At 55.0% G+C, this 18,124-nt stretch carries 20 protein-coding genes; 18 read left to right on the forward strand and 2 right to left on the reverse strand.

Features of this window, described 5'->3' with window-relative positions; all coding sequences use genetic code 11:
• Nucleotides 1–38: 38 nt before the first annotated feature.
• Complete coding sequence (locus tag K5621_RS18335; protein WP_221049973.1) at nucleotides 39–1,343, reverse strand: hypothetical protein; 1,305 nt, start codon at nucleotides 1,341–1,343, stop codon at nucleotides 39–41.
• A 227-nt stretch (nucleotides 1,344–1,570) separates the two neighbouring features.
• On the opposite strand from K5621_RS18335, the gene gmk reads away from it, so the two are divergent.
• The 7 genes from gmk (at nucleotide 1,571) to K5621_RS18370 (ending at nucleotide 8,739) form a co-directional block, all read left to right on the forward strand.
• Nucleotides 1,571–2,194 (forward strand): guanylate kinase, encoded by a 624-nt coding sequence (gmk, locus tag K5621_RS18340; protein ID WP_221049974.1) that lies wholly within the window; start codon nucleotides 1,571–1,573, stop codon nucleotides 2,192–2,194.
• Nucleotides 2,195–2,253: 59 nt separating this feature from the next.
• A complete protein-coding gene (gene rpoZ / locus K5621_RS18345; protein WP_100143412.1) occupies nucleotides 2,254–2,535 on the forward strand; it encodes a DNA-directed RNA polymerase subunit omega in 282 nt (93 codons plus the stop codon).
• Between the two features lie 25 nt (nucleotides 2,536–2,560).
• Nucleotides 2,561–4,669 carry a bifunctional GTP diphosphokinase/guanosine-3',5'-bis pyrophosphate 3'-pyrophosphohydrolase gene (spoT, locus tag K5621_RS18350; protein WP_028780077.1) on the forward strand — a complete coding sequence of 703 codons (2,109 nt, stop codon included), beginning with the start codon at nucleotides 2,561–2,563 and terminating at the stop codon, nucleotides 4,667–4,669.
• A 23-nt stretch (nucleotides 4,670–4,692) separates the two neighbouring features.
• Nucleotides 4,693–5,076: a RidA family protein gene (locus tag K5621_RS18355; RefSeq protein WP_025888534.1), complete on the forward strand. Its 384-nt coding sequence runs from the start codon at nucleotides 4,693–4,695 to the stop codon at nucleotides 5,074–5,076.
• Nucleotides 5,077–5,133: 57 nt separating this feature from the next.
• Entirely contained in the window at nucleotides 5,134–5,826 is a 693-nt protein-coding gene (trmH, locus tag K5621_RS18360; protein ID WP_221049975.1) for a tRNA (guanosine(18)-2'-O)-methyltransferase TrmH, read from the forward strand.
• A 159-nt stretch (nucleotides 5,827–5,985) separates the two neighbouring features.
• Complete coding sequence (locus K5621_RS18365) at nucleotides 5,986–7,641, forward strand: AMP-binding protein (RefSeq protein WP_221049976.1); 1,656 nt, start codon at nucleotides 5,986–5,988, stop codon at nucleotides 7,639–7,641.
• A 168-nt stretch (nucleotides 7,642–7,809) separates the two neighbouring features.
• Nucleotides 7,810–8,739 carry a calcium/sodium antiporter gene (locus K5621_RS18370; protein WP_100143409.1) on the forward strand — a complete coding sequence of 310 codons (930 nt, stop codon included), beginning with the start codon at nucleotides 7,810–7,812 and terminating at the stop codon, nucleotides 8,737–8,739.
• Between the two features lie 150 nt (nucleotides 8,740–8,889).
• Here K5621_RS18370 and K5621_RS18375 read toward each other — a convergent pair whose 3' ends face one another.
• Nucleotides 8,890–9,411 carry a DUF3332 domain-containing protein gene (locus tag K5621_RS18375; RefSeq protein WP_100143408.1) on the reverse strand — a complete coding sequence of 174 codons (522 nt, stop codon included), beginning with the start codon at nucleotides 9,409–9,411 and terminating at the stop codon, nucleotides 8,890–8,892.
• 574 nt (nucleotides 9,412–9,985) lie between these two features.
• On the opposite strand from K5621_RS18375, the gene K5621_RS18380 reads away from it, so the two are divergent.
• The 11 genes from K5621_RS18380 (at nucleotide 9,986) to K5621_RS18430 (ending at nucleotide 18,116) form a co-directional block, all read left to right on the forward strand.
• Nucleotides 9,986–10,453 carry a hypothetical protein gene (locus tag K5621_RS18380; RefSeq protein ID WP_221049977.1) on the forward strand — a complete coding sequence of 156 codons (468 nt, stop codon included), beginning with the start codon at nucleotides 9,986–9,988 and terminating at the stop codon, nucleotides 10,451–10,453.
• Between the two features lie 46 nt (nucleotides 10,454–10,499).
• Nucleotides 10,500–10,868 (forward strand): nuclear transport factor 2 family protein, encoded by a 369-nt coding sequence (locus tag K5621_RS18385; protein ID WP_221049978.1) that lies wholly within the window; start codon nucleotides 10,500–10,502, stop codon nucleotides 10,866–10,868.
• A 45-nt stretch (nucleotides 10,869–10,913) separates the two neighbouring features.
• Nucleotides 10,914–11,519: a hypothetical protein gene (locus K5621_RS18390; protein ID WP_221049979.1), complete on the forward strand. Its 606-nt coding sequence runs from the start codon at nucleotides 10,914–10,916 to the stop codon at nucleotides 11,517–11,519.
• 167 nt (nucleotides 11,520–11,686) lie between these two features.
• Nucleotides 11,687–11,929: a YrhK family protein gene (locus tag K5621_RS18395; RefSeq protein ID WP_221049980.1), complete on the forward strand. Its 243-nt coding sequence runs from the start codon at nucleotides 11,687–11,689 to the stop codon at nucleotides 11,927–11,929.
• A 161-nt stretch (nucleotides 11,930–12,090) separates the two neighbouring features.
• Nucleotides 12,091–14,166, forward strand: coding sequence for an ATP-dependent DNA helicase RecG (gene recG, locus K5621_RS18400; RefSeq protein WP_221049981.1), 2,076 nt, complete (start codon nucleotides 12,091–12,093; stop codon nucleotides 14,164–14,166).
• Nucleotides 14,167–14,436: 270 nt separating this feature from the next.
• Nucleotides 14,437–15,303, forward strand: coding sequence for a DUF3014 domain-containing protein (locus tag K5621_RS18405; RefSeq protein WP_221049982.1), 867 nt, complete (start codon nucleotides 14,437–14,439; stop codon nucleotides 15,301–15,303).
• Nucleotides 15,304–15,546: 243 nt separating this feature from the next.
• Entirely contained in the window at nucleotides 15,547–16,275 is a 729-nt protein-coding gene (locus K5621_RS18410) for a beta-ketoacyl synthase chain length factor (protein WP_221049983.1), read from the forward strand.
• On the forward strand, nucleotides 16,272–17,069 hold the full coding sequence (locus K5621_RS18415; protein ID WP_221049984.1) for a lysophospholipid acyltransferase family protein: 798 nt from the start codon (nucleotides 16,272–16,274) through the stop codon (nucleotides 17,067–17,069). Before K5621_RS18410 ends, K5621_RS18415 begins: the two co-directional genes overlap by 4 nt.
• On the forward strand, nucleotides 17,056–17,310 hold the full coding sequence (locus K5621_RS18420) for a phosphopantetheine-binding protein (RefSeq protein WP_025010130.1): 255 nt from the start codon (nucleotides 17,056–17,058) through the stop codon (nucleotides 17,308–17,310). The genes K5621_RS18415 and K5621_RS18420 overlap by 14 nt, the downstream gene beginning before the upstream one ends.
• A 9-nt stretch (nucleotides 17,311–17,319) precedes the next feature.
• Complete coding sequence (locus K5621_RS18425; protein WP_025010131.1) at nucleotides 17,320–17,568, forward strand: acyl carrier protein; 249 nt, start codon at nucleotides 17,320–17,322, stop codon at nucleotides 17,566–17,568.
• Nucleotides 17,568–18,116 carry a COG4648 family protein gene (locus K5621_RS18430; protein ID WP_221049985.1) on the forward strand — a complete coding sequence of 183 codons (549 nt, stop codon included), beginning with the start codon at nucleotides 17,568–17,570 and terminating at the stop codon, nucleotides 18,114–18,116. Before K5621_RS18425 ends, K5621_RS18430 begins: the two co-directional genes overlap by 1 nt.
• Nucleotides 18,117–18,124: the final 8 nt, after the last annotated feature.

Genomic DNA, 18,124 nt, shown 5'->3' on the forward strand with positions numbered 1-18,124 from the left:
AAATCAAAGCTGTGGTTAACCGTGCGCCGATATGCTCCCTATTCAATCAGTTGCCGGAAGGCCGGAACAGAACCCAATGCCGCCAGACTGCCCTTGAGGCTAAAGTCATAGCCACAGAGCTTAACCGAGCCCCGCCGCGCCATGTCCTGAACAATCACCTGGCTATCCAGGGGGCTAAAGGCCGCTTCGACCTTGCCGTTATCGCCGATAACGACCGACATGGGCCGATAGCCAGTGCCATTGTTGAACACCAGCTCGGCGCAGCGGCGGTCGCCCTTGGCGGTAGCCAGATCCCACAAGGTGCCCGGGGCATCAGTATCGCCAAGCCAGCTCATACGCAGCAAGTCACCATCAAGCGATAGACTGAAGCTGTCAGGCAGGCGCACTGTCACCCTGTCGGAAGTTTCGGCCACAATCTCAGTAGTCTCATCATTGCCTGATGCTTCATTAGGCTCAGCCTGAGGCCACAGCAGCCATATGATCATTCCCAAGCCAAGCAGCGCTGTGACCAGAGCGGCTATGGCAAGCCCCTTACGCTGGGCGGCCGAAAAGCCCCCAAGCCGCAGCCAAAGTTGCATTCCAGCATCACGCCAGGAGAGCAGCAATACCGACAAGGAACCGGTGCGGTCGACCTCATCATCAAACCCAGGCTCAGCGCTATTGACCTTATGCCTGGCTTGCTTATCTGTATGCCAGCCAGGCTCTGTCTCTATCGCGGAGGTATCGCCCTCGGTCGGCGCCGAGTCGAAATAACGGCTGCGGCCAGGTCCATAGGAGATGGCGTCATGACTGAGGTCATGGACGGCGTTATACTCAGCAGCGCCGCGCTCGGCAGCATTGCCAGGTGCAAATTCAGGTTCAGGCTCACGTTCAGGCCCAGAGACTGAGGCGCCACCCAGGGTTGGCTCGACCCGTCTTATCTTGTTTTTGCGCGCGGCGCTCAAAGGCACAGGGCCACAGTATCCCTGCACATAGTCTCGCTGGCTTCGGGCGCCGCGACTCTCCCCTGGCAACAATGCCAAACCTGTATGCAGCGCCAAAGCCAGCACCAGAGCACCTATCAGATAACCGCCTTCCTGGCCGCTACCCAAGGTCAACAACAGAATAAGCCAAGGCAGCAGAGCTATCAGCGACAACCAGGGATTAAGGCCACCATCACCCAGGCGACGACGACAACTGAGCAGTAATACCGGTGCCAGTAAAACCCCGGGCAACCAGATGAAACTACCGCCACCAGAAAGTAGCCCCAGCACGAGTAGTAAAAAATAAACGGCGCCACTGATGGCCGCATGCCGCTGGCCATTATCGTAACCCTGAATACAGATGAGCGATTGATACAGCACGGAACCCCTTAAAAAATCGGCCAACTTACAGATGGCAGACTAACGAATTTGACGGCGATTGTCAGCGCCACTGGCATGACAGCGCTGCCTGCCTATATAATAGCGGCCCTTAAGAAAGCGGTATTGAACATCTTTTGTGCAAGCCCGATTGCCGACAGAGCGGCTGTTCGCCTCTTTCTTTATCAGCCACCGATTTTTTGCAACCAAAGACTTGGAACCCAAATATTATGAGCGCACGCGGAAACCTCTTTATTGTCTCGGCCCCCAGTGGAGCGGGCAAATCGTCACTGATTGCAGCCCTGCTGGCCAACAAACCAGCCGACAAACAAGTTTCCGTATCGCACACTACTCGCCAACCCCGCCCGGGCGAGGTTAACGGCCAACACTATCACTTTGTGTCGGTGGAGGAGTTCAAGGCGCTGATCGCCGAAGAAGCCTTCTTCGAGTGGGCCGAAGTCTTCGGTAACTTTTATGGCACTTCCCGCAGGGTCATTGAAGAAACACTGGCTCGAGGCATAGATGTGTTCCTGGATATCGACTGGCAGGGTGCCCAGCAAGTGAAGAAGCTGATGCCCGAGGCCATCGGCATCTTTATTCTGCCGCCGTCCCGCGAAGAACTGGAGCGCCGCCTGACCGGTCGAGGTCAGGACAGCAGCGAAGTCATCGCCTCACGCATGGCACAGGCGGTATCGGAAATGTCGCACTATAAAGAGTATGATTTCATCATAGTCAACGACGATTTTGAGACCGCACTGAGTGATCTGAGCGCGATCATTCGCTCGCAACGCCTGACTCGTGCTAGTCAAATTAACACTCACAATGATATGCTTAAGGGTCTGTTGGCAGATTAATTGCCTTCGTGTACAATTTTGCGTCATTTTTTCCATTCAAATCACTGGAGTTTCAACACATGGCTCGCGTTACTGTAGAAGACGCCGTTAAACAGATCGGCAACCGTTTTGATATGATCATGGTTGCGGCGCGTCGTGCCCGTCAGATCGCCGTCCAGGGTAAAGATCCTTTGGTTGAAGAGCAAAACGACAAACCCACTGTTATCGCACTGCGCGAAATCGAACAGGGACTGGTTAACTCAGCGACTCTGGATGCCGATGAGCGTCAGAGCGTACGTGAGCGCGAAGCAGCTGAAATTGCTGCCGTGGCAGCGATTGCAGAAGGTCACTCTTCACTCTAAGGCATATTCTTAGGAGAACAGCCACTTGTATCTGTTTGAAGGTCTCAAGGAGTCTGCCGCCAGTTATCTGGAGCCGGAGCAGGTAGAATTACTCAAGCAGGCCTATCAGGTGGCGCGTGATGCCCATGAAGGGCAGATGCGTACCAGTGGCGAACCCTATATTACCCATCCGGTTGCGGTTGCCCGCATCCTGGCCGAAATGCGTCTCGACCATGAGACGCTGATGGCCGCCCTGCTACACGACACCATAGAAGACACCCAAGTTACCCATCAGGATCTGGCCGAACTGTTCGGCGCCTCGGTGGCGGAACTGGTGGAAGGTGTCTCCAAGCTCGACAAGATCAAATTCCGCGACAAGAAAGAGGCCCAGGCGGAAAACTTCCGCAAAATGATGATGGCCATGACCCAGGATATCCGGGTGATCCTCATCAAACTGGCCGACCGCACCCACAATATGCGCACCCTGGGCGCCCTGCGGCCGGACAAACGTCGCCGCATTGCCCGCGAAACCCTGGAAATTTACGCCCCCATCGCCAACCGTCTAGGTATTCACAATATCAAGACAGAGTTGGAAGATCTCGGCTTTCAGGCCTATTACCCTATGCGCTATCGGGTACTCAAAGAGGTGGTTCGTGCCGCCCGCGGTAACCGCAAGGAACTGATCCAAAGCATAGAAACCGCCATTCGTACCCGCCTGGAAGATGTGGGTATCAAGGGCAAGGTCAAGGGCAGGGAAAAGAACCTCTATTCCATCTACAACAAGATGCGCAGCAAAGAGCTGCAATTCCAGGAAGTGATGGATATCTATGCCTTCCGCTTGATAGTGGACTCCATAGACACCTGTTATCGGGTGCTCGGGGTGATGCACGGCCTCTACAAGCCGCGTCCGGGCAGGTTTAAAGACTATATCGCCATTCCCAAGGCCAACGGTTATCAGTCGTTGCATACCTCGCTGTTTGGTCCCCATGCGGTACCGGTGGAAATTCAGATCCGTACCGAAGACATGGACCAGATGGCCGATAAAGGGGTTGCGGCCCACTGGATGTACAAGAGTGGCCAGACCGGCGCCTCGGGTACCACTACCCAGCTGCGCGCCCGCAAATGGATGCAAAGCCTGCTGGAACTGCAGCAGAGTGCTTCCACCTCGTTTGAATTTGTTGAAAACGTCAAGACAGAGCTGTTCCCGGAAGAGATCTATGTGTTCACTCCCGAGGGCCGCATTCTGGAACTGCCGGTAGGCGCCACCGCAGTGGATTTCGCCTATGAGGTACACACTGATGTGGGTAACACCTGTGTCGGCGCCCGGGTCAACCGCCAGGCCTACCCCTTGAGTCAACCGCTGATTTCCGGGCAAACGGTCGAGATCATCACCGCCAAAGGCGCCCGCCCCAACGCCGCCTGGCTCAACTTCGTGGTTACCGGCAAGGCCCGCGCCAAAATCCGTCAGGTGCTCAAGAGCCTCAAGCAGGACGAAGCCAGCACCCTGGGTAGGCGTCTGCTGAACCATGCACTGGGCGAAACCAAGCTGGAACAGATAGATCCGGCGCAGATAGACAAGGTCGTCAAAGACACCAAACACGCCGATCTGCAATCACTGCTGGCCGACATAGGTCTTGGCAATGCCATGAGCATAGTCATAGCCCAACGCCTCAAGGGCGACAAGATAGAGCCGCAAAAGCAACATGATGAGCACAAGCTGATGCCGATCCGCGGCGCCGAAGGCATGCTGGTTACCTTCGCCAACTGCTGCCGCCCCATTCCTGGGGATGCCGTGATTGCTCACGTGAGCCCGGGCAAGGGCCTGGTGGTGCACATGGAAAACTGCGCCAATATCCGCGGCTATCAGGGCGAGCCGGACAAGTATATTCCGGTGCAATGGGATGCCGTCGATGGGGTCGAATTCCAGGCCAACCTGAGGGTCGAAATCGTCAACCATCAGGGCGCGTTGGCGAAGATCACCAATATCATTGCCGCCGAAGGCTCCAATATTCACAATCTCAGCACCGAAGAGCGCGATGGCCGCGTCTATCTGATCAACCTGCGCATCTCGGTTCGCGACCGGATCCACATGGCAAATGTTATGCGCCGAATCAGGGTACTGCCCGAGGTTCTGCGTACATCCCGTAACCGTTGATAACAGAAAAAAGAGAGAGCGTTATGGCAGAGAAGATCATCATAGCAACAGACAAGGCTCCCGCCGCTATCGGCACCTACTCCCAGGCAGTCAAAGTAGGCAGCACAGTCTACCTGTCCGGGCAGATCCCGCTGGACCCAGCCACCATGGCACTGGCCGGTGACGACTTTGAAACCCAGGTTGTACGAGTATTCGACAACCTCAAGGCCGTCTGTGAAGCCGCCGGCGGTTCCATGGCCGATATCGTCAAGCTGAATATCTATATGCTGGATCTGGGCAACTTTGCCACGGTCAACGAAATCATGAGCCGTTACTTCAACCAGCCTTACCCGGCCCGCGCCGCCATCGGCGTGAAAGAGCTGCCAAAGGGTTCTCTGGTCGAGATGGACGGTGTGATGGAACTCTGAGTTCCCTCCCCAATACAGGGCGCTACGGCGCCCTTTTTCATATAGGATCCCCCGCCAATGAGCCCCGAACGCTTCGCTCGCATCAACCAAATGCTGGACATGCGCCAGCCGGATCTGAGCCTGATCCTGGACAGAGTCCACAAGAGCAACAATATTTCCGCCGCGCTGCGCAGTGCCGATGCTGTGGGTATCCACGAAATCCATGCGGTCTGGCCCGATGCCGATATGCGCCTGTCCGGCAATACCGCCTCCGGCAGTCAGCAGTGGGTCAAAACCATTAAACACTATGACTTCGCCTCGGCGGCCAAGGCTTGCAAGGCGCGCGGGATGCAGCTGGTCGCCACCCATTTCGGCCCCCAGGCCCGTGACTTTAGGGAGCTGGATTACCGCCGTCCCACCGCCTTTATTGTCGGTAATGAACGTGATGGCATCAGCGCCGAAGCCCTGGCCGCCGCCGACGAGCAGGTAGTGATCCCTATGGTCGGCATGGTGCAATCCCTCAATGTCTCGGTGGCATCGGCGCTGCTATTGTATGAGGCGCAGCGTCAGCGGCAGGAGGCCGGGCTCTATAGCAGTCGCAAGCTGGACAATGACTATTGCCAGACCATGTTGTTTGAGCAAGGCCACCCCATTTATGCCAAAGCCTGTCGGCGTAAAGGCATTCCCTACCCGGCCATAGACGCGCAGGGCCAGATAGTCGCCGCTGCCGACTGGTGGCAACGGATGCGTGAACCCGCCCCCAAACTGTGAAGCATTTCAAACAACCGATTAAATATTGCACCAGATCACAATTGTCGCCATACTGGTTTGGCCACTGCATAGCGAAACTAACAGATAATCAGATCGTTGCAGCCGCCGTGGGGGAAGCTGCAGCTACGCAGATAACAAGAACAGTAAAGGGGACACCCCATGGAAGCATCATTCAAGAGCCCGGTGGAAATGCTCGACCACTGGGTAGAGACTCAAGGCGATGAGATCTATCTCAGGCAGCCAATCAACGGCCAATATCAGGATCTGACCTGGCGTCAGGTACAGGCCAAGGTGCAACAACTCTGCGGCGGCCTGCGTCACTTGGGGCTGCAACCCGGCGACAAGATAGCCGTGCTGTCGAAAAACTGCGCCGAGTGGTTCATTACCGATCTAGCGCTGATGCATGGCGGCTATATCAGTGTGCCCATCTACCCCACGGCCAATGCCGATACCATACGCTACGTGCTGGAACACAGTGGCTGTAAGGCCATCATGCTGGGTAAACTGGATCACTGGGCCGATCAGGAAGCCGGTGTCGGCGGTGATATTCTGCGCCTGGCGATGCCTTATGACACCATGCCGGCTCAATATCAATGGCAGCAACTGTTGAATCTCGGTACACCTCTGGTGGATGCCCCTTATCCCGAGGCCGAGCAGGTGATGACGCTGATCTACACCTCAGGTTCCACCGGCAAGCCCAAGGGCGCCATCCAAACCTTCGGCAGTTATGGCTGGACCTGTAATGCCGTGGTGCGCGATCTCAAGACAGATGGTAAAGACAGACTGCTGTCCTACCTGCCGCTGGCCCATATCACAGAGCGGGTGGCGATAGAGGGTTCCTCCTTCTATTCCGGCTCTTGCGTTGCCTTTGTCGAAAGCCTCGACAGTTTTGTTGCCGATGTACAGCGAATGCGGCCAACCGTGTTCTTCTCGGTACCTCGGCTGTGGACCCTGTTCCAGAAGAACATTATCGATAAGGTCGGCTACGCCAGGCTCAATCTGCTACTGAAGATCCCCCTCATCAGCCATCTGGTCAAACGCAAGATCCATAAGGGCCTGGGGCTGGATAAGTGTCGTTTGCTCGGTTCAGGTTCGGCGCCGATACCGCCATCACTGGTGGAGTGGTATCACAACATAGGGTTGGATATCTGCGAAGCCTGGGGCATGACGGAAAACTGCGCCTACTCAATCATCAACTTCCCCTTCGATGCCAGTAAGATAGGCACTGTCGGCAAGCCGGTGATCGGCTGCGAGGTCAAGCAGGCGGCCAATGGCGAACTGCTGGTGAAGAGCCCGGGATTGATGCGTGAATATTACAAGGCGCCGGAAGCCACAGCCGCCGCCTTCGATGAAGAGGGCTTTTTCCTCACCGGCGACCTCTGCGCCATAGATGCCGACGGCTGCGTCAGCATCACAGGCCGGGTCAAGGACAACTTCAAGACCGCCAAGGGCAAGTATGTGGCGCCAGTGCCGATTGAACGTAAGCTGGCGCAGGATCCCCATGTGGAGCTTATCTGTGTCATCGGCCTGGGACTGCCCCACCCTGTGGCTTTGGTGCAACTCTCTGAAGGCGCGGCGCTGCAAGCCAGAGAAGAGGTACGCGCCTCGCTCAAGGCCACTGTGGATGCGGTCAACCCCAACCTGGAATCCCATGAAACCGTGGAAGCTGTTTTGGTGGTCAAGGAGCCTTGGACCATAGAAAACGATGTGCTGACCCCAACGCTAAAAATCAAGCGCCATGTGTTGGAGAGCAGATACGCCAGCCGGATGGAAGGCATCCGCGGCGCCAAGGTCGTCTGGGAAGACGAAATCTAAAGCCCTCATCCTGGTTTATCTGATCATCCCGGCTCCGGCCGGGATTTTTATGACATATTCTGTCAAAAAGGGGTTGCCTTCGAGGGGAAAAACCTTATGCTGGCAGCCCAAATACATTCATCGGTGCCGTTCTGTATGGCACCTTATTGACAGGAAAAGCGGTTTTCAATGTTGATTGCACTCTCTATTCTCGGCGGCTTCTTAATTTTGACTCTCGGAGCCGAAGCCTTGGTTCGCGGCGCCAGCGTCATCGCCCTGCGCCTGGGGATCACCCCGCTGGTGATCGGCTTGACGATCGTCGCCTTCGGTACCAGTGCTCCCGAACTGGCAGTGAGCGTTAAGTCAGCACTGGCCGGTAGCCCGGGCATTGCCCTGGGTAACGTGGTGGGCTCCAATATCGCCAATATCGGTCTGATCCTGGCGCTGACCGCACTGATCCGCCCGATCGGGGTGCAGACACAGATGGTCAGACGCGACATTCCACTGATGATTGGTGCCTCTATTCTGATGTGGCTGCTGGTACTCGACGGTGAACTGAGCCTGATTGACGGCGCCGTGCTGACCAGCTTACTGGTAGGCTATCTGTTGCTCAGCTATTTCAGCAGCAAGGGCGAAGAGACAGACGAACCTATTGAAGGTCCCAAGAACCCTCTGCTGTCGCTGCTGTTTATCATCGCCGGTATCGGCATGTTGGTGGGTGGCGGCATACTGTTTGTCGATGGCGCGGTCGAGTTGGCCCGTACCTTCGGCATCAGCGAAGTAGTGATCGGCCTGACCATTATTGCCATAGGCACCAGCATGCCGGAATTAGTGACCTCGATTCTGGCCGCACTCAAGGGCCAGAGCGATATCGCCATAGGTAATGTGGTTGGCTCCAACCTGTTCAACTTGCTGGGGATCCTCGGGGTCACAGCCCTAGTGCACCCTATCAGCTCTGCCGGCTTCAGTACTTTGGATTTCAGCGTGATGTTGGCTTTGGCCTTGTTGGTATTGCCTTTTGCCTGGAGAGGATTACGTATCGGCCGCCGCGCCGGTGCCGTATTGCTGTTGGGTTACTGCGGCTATATGGCCTACCTGGTCACCCACGCCAGCGCCTGAATCTAAGTACAGGACTGGCAAGGGAATGATGCTGAAGAACTTTATTGCCAAGCCACTGTAGCATAAAAAAATCCCGGGTTTTGACGTCAAGAATAGATAGTCAAAACCCGGGATATCATCAAGTTAAGGGTCAAAACAGCCCTAAAGCGCTCAAGAGCGAGCCGCTACATAACTTTCCATCTCGGCGATGCTGACACTGGCAATGAATTGCTGATCCAAGTAGAAGTCCACCATCTCCCCCTGCTTGCGCCCCAGCATTACCTGCTCGGTGCCATCTTCATAGCTCAGCGTCATCGCCAGAGTATTGTCATCTATGGCTGACATGCTGGCACGGCTCAGTTTTACCGGCGCAGTGGTCAGATCCTTATCCAGCTTATGATTGATCTTGAACACGGCATCGGCCGGCATATCCACCAAGGCCGGTGACTTGCCGGTAATGGGATTCTTGCCGGTCCAGAATTCAATGCTATTGAAAATAAACAGATCGGCGGTGGCGGTAATGCCATAGACGGGCGCCAACAACACGTACAAACCGGCGCGGCCGTAACGGTTGTCCACCGCACTCAAATTACCTTTAGTCAGCATGCCTGAAAGGCCCATCTGCCCCATACAACCCGCCAGTTGCGAGCAGATCAACAGAGTGGCTCCCAGGCCGACTTTACTCAACTTCATCGATATCTCCCCAAATAGTGTTTACGCGTATGTTATTGGCGCGCGGATTTTACGCAGGTTAATCAATTTAACTATGCAGGGGCTCACAACTTGAGGTTAGTTTTTTGGCGAGTAAGTTACTCGGCTGTTGGATGTTTTTCTCTATGGGAAAATCAGTAAGGCACTGGTTATAAAGGCGCTCAAACAAACACAACTCCCTTACCTTGTGCAGTGACCTGTATCCTGAGCCCCAGAGCCTCAGTCGCAGGGGTTTAGGATACCAAGACCGGCTATCAATCGCTGTTGCCAAAACAGGCAAAACCCGGTTCCCTTCTGCGAATATCGGGAGTAAAGCGCTGCCCCGTCCTAAAATGGCTTGGTTTTTTAAGGGGCACACGCCCGATAAATTTCACTGTTATATATCCATAAATGCGGGTTCACTTGAATATACCGCAAGCGCAGCATATCGGGGTTCAACCCTGAGGCTAAAAGCTTTACCATGATTCGGCGACCAGCAAAGGCTCGTTATCCAAAGGCTGTTGTTTGGACGAGAAGAATCAGGGATCCGGTTAGTCTAAGTTAAGGAGAACAATCAATGCGTTGCAGACATTGCGGCTCAGACAATATCAGACACTTCAAAGCCATTCATGCCGAGGGCACCACAGAAGTTTCAGTCAGCGCCTCGGCCAAACCCGTGTGGAACAACCAACCCTTTTCTGTGCATGGAAAACAAAAACTCAAGGGTAGCGCCCAACTGCAAACCGAACTGGCCAAGCGCTGCTCGCCGCCATCTGACCCTCAGCCCTTGGTGCTATTTCTGGCGGCTTTCCCCGGACTACTCTTGGGCGGCTACCTGGGGGTTCAGGCAGGCAGCAACTGGAGCAGTTTTTGGCTGGGAGTGCTGTGCTTTTTTGTCTCCTGTTTTACTCTGATCCTGAGCGCCGATTGGCTGTGGAAAAATTACTTGGGAGGGCGAAAGTCGATGCAGCAATACCAGGCGGCGCTGAATCAATGGCAGAACTCCTGGTACTGTGGCAAGTGTGCCAAAGTCAGTATTTTTTAAACCTTCTTGCGTCTTTGCCGCCAGTCATCAGACCTTGGGAATAACCATGAATCACATCACAGAGATTCAGCAACTGGAAAGCCAACTGCGTAGTGCCATGTTGAATTCGGATATCAATTTGCTGGATAGACTGTTGTCGCCTCAACTGATATTCACCAATCACCTGGGACAAGTGCTCGGCAAAGCAGAGGATCTGCATGCCCACAGCTCAGGCCTGCTCAATATCACTCGGATAGACACTCTAACCGAAGAGATACGACTGCATCAGGGGACTGCGATAGTATCGGCGGAGGTGAATATTCAGGGCAGCTATGCCAAAGCACCGGCCAACGGTCGTTTTCGCTTTACCCGGGTTTGGCTGCACAGGACAAGCGGCTGGCAACTGATAGCGGCTCACTCGAGCCTGCTGGTTTGAGCACTGGGTTTTACGACAAACGACTGATTTCATGGTGACCATTTTATGACCAAAAATCCACAGCAGGCCAGGCTCTGCCAATATCAGCAGCATATGCTGATGACAGAGCTCAAAGCCGAGCCGGGCAAATTGAAACTCGTCTGGCGCAGCAGGCAAACGCAACTGAAATACGCACTTTGGGGACTACTATTGATGCTTGCCGGAATGTTGGGAGTACTGGTGTTGAACCCCGCCAGACAGGACACTTGGTTTACGGCTGCCATCATAGCCATAGTGTTGGGGCTCAGCGGCATCATCATGGGCCTGAACCTCTACCGCTTGCTCAAACCCGTAACTTTGGATCTGCAACAGGGTTGCTTCTTCCAGGGCGGAAAAAGCAAGCCTCTCAGTCAACTCTGCCGCATAGAGCTGCAACGCAATACCTATAACGAAAGATTCAGAAGTCACATGCTTGAACACCTAACTGACGAAGAGCTCATAAGTGTCAGCGTGGTACTCTGTTTTGCTGAGCGTGAGCGACTCGGTTTTGGCCTGTTCAAACCTCAAAAACAGGCCACAGACAAGGCCAGAGCCTACGCACAAACCCTCGCCGAACTGATAGGCTTTAACGGTGAAATAACTGTTACCCAAGGTTCAGGCCTGGGCCGTTAAGTTACGCTACGCTTTAGCCAAACCTGCCGAACCAAAGGGGCCAGCTATTAACTTAATCCAATGATTATGTTGATATATTTATTTTATTAAAACAGAGAATTAGATTTGCACCCTGAAGGTGGCAGCGTTAAGGTATCGCGGCAAATCATAACTACCAAGAAGGAACCATGATCGACAGTAAGCAGCGATATTTTGCCGAGCAAGATATCAAAGCCCCCGCCACCCCTCTTCCCAAACACGCCTTGTTCAATACCCTCAGCGACCTGATAGTCGCGCTCTGTTTTCTACTGGGCAGCTTCTTTTTTCTCACCGATGTTCACACTCTTATCGGCGCCTGGCTGTTTGTCATCGGTAGTGTTCAGCTACTGATAAAGCCCTTGGTCACCCTGTTAAACTGGCGGCGACGGTAGAATAATCCGCCCCAGGGCTTTTGCCGTACCTTCATCACATCCCAGCAGAAGCCCTGCCACCATTACGCCACACTTTATCCAGCCGATAAAAGCAACGCATTGCCAAGGGCTATTTCTCTGATAGTATATGTATAAATTCACAGTAATCCGGTGCTAAAGGTTTGCAGAGACTGGATCTTATTGCTATCACCGAGCTCAAGGGCGTAGCCGCTAAAATGGCTGAGAAACTGCACAAGCTCGGAATCAACACGGTACAGGATCTGCTGTTCCACCTGCCGCTGCGCTACGAAGACAGAACCCGCATCTATCCCATAGCCAGCCTCACACCCGGCAGCTACGGCACCATAGAAGCCGAAATTCAATCCAGCCAGATCATCAATGGCCGCAAGCGCATGTTGATCTGCAATGTCCGTGATGACAGCGGCACCATGACCCTGAGGTTCTTCAATTTCTCTGCCGCCCAGCGCAATGCCATGCAACAAGGGCTGACCATTAGAGCCTACGGCGAAGTGCGCCGAGGTAATCATCAGGCCGAGATCATTCATCCGGATTACAAGATACTCAAGGGCGACGAACCGCCTAACCTCAGCGAAACCCTGACGCCCATCTACCCCACCACTGAAGGACTCAAACAGGCCAGCTGGATGAAATTGACCGAGCAGGCTCTAAGCCTGCTGCAGGAGGACGGACTGCAAGAGTTGCTGCCCGAGGCTCTGCGCCCCAATCAGCAAAGCCTGGCCCAGGCGGTGCGCACCCTGCATAGGCCCCCGGCAGATGTCGATATCTATCGCTTGGAACAGGGGCAACACCCGGCGCAGCAACGCCTGGTGCAGGAAGAGTTGCTGGCGCATAACCTGTCTATGCTCAAGCTCAGAGAGCGCAGTAATCATGACAAAGCCGTGCCTTTGCCCGCCACCGGCGCTTTGCTCAATCCTTTCCTCGCCGCCTTGCCCTTTAAACCTACGGGAGCGCAACAGCGAGTGGTGGCAGATATCGGCCGCGATATTGAAAAGCCGCAACCCATGATGCGCCTGGTTCAGGGCGATGTCGGCTCGGGCAAGACCTTGGTGGCGGCCATGGCGGCGCTGCAGGCGATAGAAAACGGTTATCAGGTGGCCATGATGGCGCCCACTGAGCTGTTGGCCGAGCAACATGCGATTAATTTCAGCCAATGGCTGGAGCCATTGGGGCTCAAGGTCGGTTGGCTGGCGGGTAAGCTCAAGGGTAAGGCCAGGGCCCAGTCGCTGGAGGATATCGCCTCCGGCAGTGCCCACATGGTGATAGGCACCCACGCCATCTTTCAAGAGCAGGTACAGTTTCACAAGCTGGCGTTGATCATCATAGATGAGCAACACAGATTCGGCGTACATCAGCGCCTGGGGCTGAGAGAGAAAGGCATCAGCCAGGGTTTTCATCCCCACCAGCTGATCATGACGGCAACCCCTATTCCCCGCACCCTGGCGATGACCGCCTATGCGGACCTGGATACCTCCATCATCGACGAGTTACCGCCGGGGCGCACCCCGGTCACCACAGTGGCCATCAGTGACAGTCGGCGTCAGGAGGTGATCGACAGGGTACGTCAGGCGGCGCTCAATGACGGTCGCCAGGCCTACTGGGTCTGCACCCTTATCGAAGAATCCGAAGTGCTCGAATGCCAGGCGGCCGAAGACACCTGCGAAGAACTGCGTGCCGCCCTGCCGGAGCTGAGCATAGGCCTGGTACATGGCCGTATGAAGAGCGCAGAAAAACAACAAGTTATGGACAGCTTCAAACGCGGCGAACTCAAGTTGTTGGTGGCCACCACTGTCATTGAAGTGGGGGTCGATGTGCCCAACGCCAGTCTGATGATCATCGAGAACCCGGAGCGGCTGGGACTGGCGCAGCTGCACCAGTTGCGCGGCCGGGTCGGTCGCGGCGCCGTGGCCAGCCACTGCGTCCTGCTGTACAAGGCGCCGTTGTCACACACGGCCACCAAACGGCTTGGAGTATTGCGCCAGAGCAACGACGGCTTTGTGATTGCCCAAAAAGATCTGGAGATCCGCGGCCCCGGTGAAGTGCTGGGCACCCGCCAAACAGGTATAGCCGATATGAAGGTGGCCGATCTGGTACGGGATCAGGCGCTTATTCCCCACATCCAGAAACTGGCCCGCCATGTGATGAGCCAGGCACCGGAGAATGTCGATGCCATCATTCAGCGCTGGCTGGGCGACCGGCAGCAGTATGTTCAGGCCTGAGGAAGATGCCTGGAATGCCAATTGCTGTGTAAGCCACTCTCTCCAAAAGAGCATGCCACAAGGACAGATTCGCCTTTTCTAATGCGCCAAAGGCGCCATGAAATTGCCGAGAGTTCAGCCGGAGTTCAAGTCGGCCACCACAGGATCTGCTCTACTGGCACTATTTCACAAATAAATCTTCCTGCTGAATGGTCGAACGCTGGACAAGATGGCCAATATTTGCAGAATGAAAGAGGCGCTGCCTCACAGATATCAATGAAAGGAAATCCAATGCAAGTCAATCAAGAAGATAGAATCGTGCCTCAGGAAAAATCCTCTGGCAACAGTGGTATTGCTATCATCCTTTTGGTATCGGTATTGCTGATTGCAGGAGGAGCCTACTACTATTTCAGCGGCGAGCAAGAGCCGCAACAAGCAGCAGAGCCCACCCAGGTTGAACTCCCTGAACCCGCTCCCAGCGAACCGCTGCCAACCCAAGTCCAGGTGCCAGAACCTGAAACCGTACCTGAGCCAGAACCTGAGGTGGTTCAGCCCGAAGTCGAGCCGGAACAACCTCTGCCAGCACTGGCTGAAAGTGACGAATATGTTCATGAAAAGACCGTAGCCATGGCCGATGGCATGAAAATAGAGCCACTGCTGGTTGAGCATGATCTGGTGCGTCAGTTTGTGGTGTTTGTCGATAATCTGGCCCAAGGTGAACTGGCTCGTAAAACCAGCCCACTCAAAGGCCCGAGCGACACCTTCACCGTATCAGAAATTGCCAACAAGACCTACCTGGATCCGGACAGTTACCACAGATACGACTTGTATGGCGATCTCCTCACCGGCCTGAGTGATGAGCAGTTACTCAATACCTATCGTCAATTGTCGCCACTGCTGGAGCAGGCCTTCGATGAGCTGGGTTATCCCAACCTCAAATTTGATCAAAGATTACAACAGGCTATCAAGGTGCTGTTGGCTACTCCTGTGATAGAAGATCCCATCGAACTCTACTCCATCAGCGTGAACTACAAGTTTGTCGATCCCAAACTGGAAGCCCTGCCCAACGCGCAAAAGATGTTGGTGCGCATGGGGCCCGACAACACTCGCAAAATCAAAACGGCACTGCGGCGACTGCAAAGCCAGTTGAACAATTAAGCAGTATCTGAATCACCCGGCAGCCGCCGGGTGATTTGCTTGTTAGTAAAAAGTTGTAACTGATCTTTAGCTGTAACCTAAACCCCTTCTTAAAAACCGCACTTTCGGTGTAGAATGAAGCCCTTTGTACCGGTGTTTCAGAGGGAATGGCAATCGGTACGGCGGTCGCATTCCGACCCAACAGATTCACTCCCTCACGCCCCGTAAGGGATGGCAATAAAGATCTGTGGCAGAGGCAAAGCAGTGCAACTAGCGTTCAGTATTCTCTCCTGGGGAGCCTGGTCTCCGGAGTATCAACAGCAGCAAGATTGGCAACAGTGGCAGAGCAGCAACTGCGCCCTTGATGACAGCGATCGCCTCGCCCCCAAGTTACCTCAGGTTGCCGCCATGCAGCGGCGCCGTTTCAGCCGCCTGAGCAAGATGATGCTGGAAGCCGCTTTCCAGGCCGAAGCTCCCAGCCAATGCCGCAGCGTATTTGCCTCGCGCCATGGCGAACTCAATCGCACCATAGAATTGCTGCAGGATATTATCGTCAGGCAGCCACTCTCCCCCATGGGTTTCAGCCAATCGGTTCACAACACCGCCAGCGGTCTGTTTGGCATAGTCACAGGCAACACCGCCGCCTCTACTTCAGTGGCGGCAGGCACAGATACCCTGTCCCAGGCCATGTTGGAAGCCTGGGCTCAATTGGCCGAAGACCCCAGCCCTCTGCTATTGGTGTTTGGCGATGATCCTGTGCCGCCTGTCTATGATGAATTTACCCAAGAGATGGAGCTGCCACTGGCCTTATCGCTATTATTGGCTCCGGCCGATGTCACCGGTATCGCCCGAGTCACCCTGAGCCAGCAGACCGGCGCCGGGCAGCCGCTGTGCTTCGGTGCCCTGCTGCAGGCACTGGCAAGCGGCACGGCAATTCAGGGACAACTGGCCCAGTGGTATTGGCAGCTGGAACCTTCCCGGGAGCCGCTATGACAGCCCCGGCGACCGGCATCGGCTATTTTCCCCGTTGGCTGGCGGGTATCAGCTGTTATATCGCCTTCGGCCTCGGTGGCTTACTGAGCTCCTTGACCATTTTACCTGTGCTGAGATTCTGGCCCGGCGAGCGCGATGTGCGCATTCAAAGAGTACAAAAAGCGGTGCACTACATGTTCCGCGGTTTTGTACATATGCTGACCTGGGCCGGTGTGGTCAGGGTCAGCACAGTCAATCTGCAACGATTACAGCAGGCCAAGGGCATGGTGGTGATTGCCAATCACCCCACCCTCATAGATGTGGTGGTGTTAATCAGCCTGATGCCCAATGCCGGCTGCATCGTAAAACAGGGACTGTGGCGCAACCCCTTTCTGCGCGGGGTCGTCTCCGCCGCCGGCTATATTCCCAATCGCGGCGCCGAGCTGCTGTTACAGGACTGCCGTGAAGTGTTGGCCAGAGGCACCAATCTGATCATCTTTCCCGAGGGCACCCGCACGGTAAAAGGCACAGTAATCAACCCCTTTGCCCGCGGTTCGGCCAATATCGCCCTGCGCGCCGGAGCCGATATTCTGCCAGTGGTACTCAGGGTGGTTCATCCCGGGCTCACCAAACAGGATCCCTGGTACGAAATCCCGAGACGCACCATACAGATGCAAGTGGAAACCGGGGCAAGCATAGCGCATCTGAGGTATGATGCCGAAAGCGGTGGCGATGCCCGGATGGCACGTCAACTCACCAGAGATCTGGAAACCTATTACAAACAACAATTAGATATAAATTATGAGCTTACATAACGAAATTAAACAGCTAATCATAGATTGCCTCGATCTTGAGGATATCAGTATCGACGATATAGATACCGAAGCACCGCTGTTCGGTGAGGGGTTGGGACTGGATTCCATCGATGCACTTGAGCTGGGCTTGGCGATCAAGAAGCAGTTCGACGTCAAGATCGAAGCCAACTCAGAGGCAACCAAGGCCCACTTTTACAGTGTGGCCAGCCTTGCCGCGTTTATCGAATCCCAGCGCGCGTAGGAGGTGCTCATGCAAAGCCGTGAACAGATATTGGAAATGCTGAGCAAGATCCTGGTCGATGAGTTTGAAGTGGACGCCGAGGCGATAACCCCAGAGGCTTCCCTCTATGAAGAGCTGGATCTGGACAGCATAGATGCGGTGGATCTGGTGATCAAACTGCAACAGCTGACCGGCAAAAAGATCCAGCCCGATGAATTCAAGTCGGTACGGACGGTCAACGACGTGGTTAACGCCATCGAGGGACTGGTTAAAGACTGATGCGTGCCCTGGCTCAGACAGTCACGGCCCTGTTGCTGCTGGGATATCCCCTGGCGGTATATCTGGGGCTGAACTATCTGCCGGGCAATGGCCTGGCACTCTTGCTAGCGGCCTTGCTCGGTGCCAGGTTGCTGCTGGGGAAGCAAAAGCTCAAGGCGCTTGCCGCTCCGGTCGTTCTGGGGTTACTGCTGGCGCTCGGCAGCCTGCTCGCCAAGCGTCAGGACTGGCTGCTGTACTACCCTATGCTGGTCAATGCCTGCATGCTGGTGCTGTTTACCTCTTCGCTGCTTAAGGGTCCCAGCATGGTGGAACGTCTGGCCAGGTTGGCCGAGCCGGATCTGCCCGAGGAAGCCAGGCCCTACCTGGTAAGGGTCACACAACTCTGGTGTGGTCTGTTTGTCTTCAACGGCGGCATGGCGGCTTATACGGCGCTGTTTACCAGCCTGGAGACCTGGACCCTGTACAACGGCCTGATAGCCTATCTGCTGATGGGGCTGCTCGGTGGCGGAGAATGGCTCTATCGCCACTTTTGTCTGAAGCGATCATAAAGGGACAG

The sequence above is a fragment of the Shewanella carassii genome (assembly GCF_019670705.1).
GTDB classification, from domain to species: domain Bacteria; phylum Pseudomonadota; class Gammaproteobacteria; order Enterobacterales; family Shewanellaceae; genus Shewanella; species Shewanella carassii.

Excerpts from the sequence above, each read along its gene's own strand:
- gmk (WP_221049974.1), top strand. The coding sequence starts at position 1,571 with ATGAGCGCACGCGGAAACCTCTTTATTGTCTCGGCCCCCAGTGGAGCG.
- rpoZ (WP_100143412.1), top strand. The coding sequence starts at position 2,254 with ATGGCTCGCGTTACTGTAGAAGACGCCGTTAAACAGATCGGCAACCGT.
- K5621_RS18355 (WP_025888534.1), top strand. The coding sequence starts at position 4,693 with ATGGCAGAGAAGATCATCATAGCAACAGACAAGGCTCCCGCCGCTATC.
- trmH (WP_221049975.1), top strand. The coding sequence starts at position 5,134 with ATGAGCCCCGAACGCTTCGCTCGCATCAACCAAATGCTGGACATGCGC.
- K5621_RS18365 (WP_221049976.1), top strand. The coding sequence starts at position 5,986 with ATGGAAGCATCATTCAAGAGCCCGGTGGAAATGCTCGACCACTGGGTA.
- K5621_RS18370 (WP_100143409.1), top strand. The coding sequence starts at position 7,810 with ATGTTGATTGCACTCTCTATTCTCGGCGGCTTCTTAATTTTGACTCTC.
- K5621_RS18375 (WP_100143408.1), bottom strand. The coding sequence starts at position 9,411 with ATGAAGTTGAGTAAAGTCGGCCTGGGAGCCACTCTGTTGATCTGCTCG.
- K5621_RS18380 (WP_221049977.1), top strand. The coding sequence starts at position 9,986 with ATGCGTTGCAGACATTGCGGCTCAGACAATATCAGACACTTCAAAGCC.
- K5621_RS18385 (WP_221049978.1), top strand. The coding sequence starts at position 10,500 with ATGAATCACATCACAGAGATTCAGCAACTGGAAAGCCAACTGCGTAGT.
- K5621_RS18390 (WP_221049979.1), top strand. The coding sequence starts at position 10,914 with ATGACCAAAAATCCACAGCAGGCCAGGCTCTGCCAATATCAGCAGCAT.
- K5621_RS18395 (WP_221049980.1), top strand. The coding sequence starts at position 11,687 with ATGATCGACAGTAAGCAGCGATATTTTGCCGAGCAAGATATCAAAGCC.
- K5621_RS18405 (WP_221049982.1), top strand. The coding sequence starts at position 14,437 with ATGCAAGTCAATCAAGAAGATAGAATCGTGCCTCAGGAAAAATCCTCT.
- K5621_RS18415 (WP_221049984.1), top strand. The coding sequence starts at position 16,272 with ATGACAGCCCCGGCGACCGGCATCGGCTATTTTCCCCGTTGGCTGGCG.
- K5621_RS18420 (WP_025010130.1), top strand. The coding sequence starts at position 17,056 with ATGAGCTTACATAACGAAATTAAACAGCTAATCATAGATTGCCTCGAT.
- K5621_RS18425 (WP_025010131.1), top strand. The coding sequence starts at position 17,320 with ATGCAAAGCCGTGAACAGATATTGGAAATGCTGAGCAAGATCCTGGTC.
- K5621_RS18430 (WP_221049985.1), top strand. The coding sequence starts at position 17,568 with ATGCGTGCCCTGGCTCAGACAGTCACGGCCCTGTTGCTGCTGGGATAT.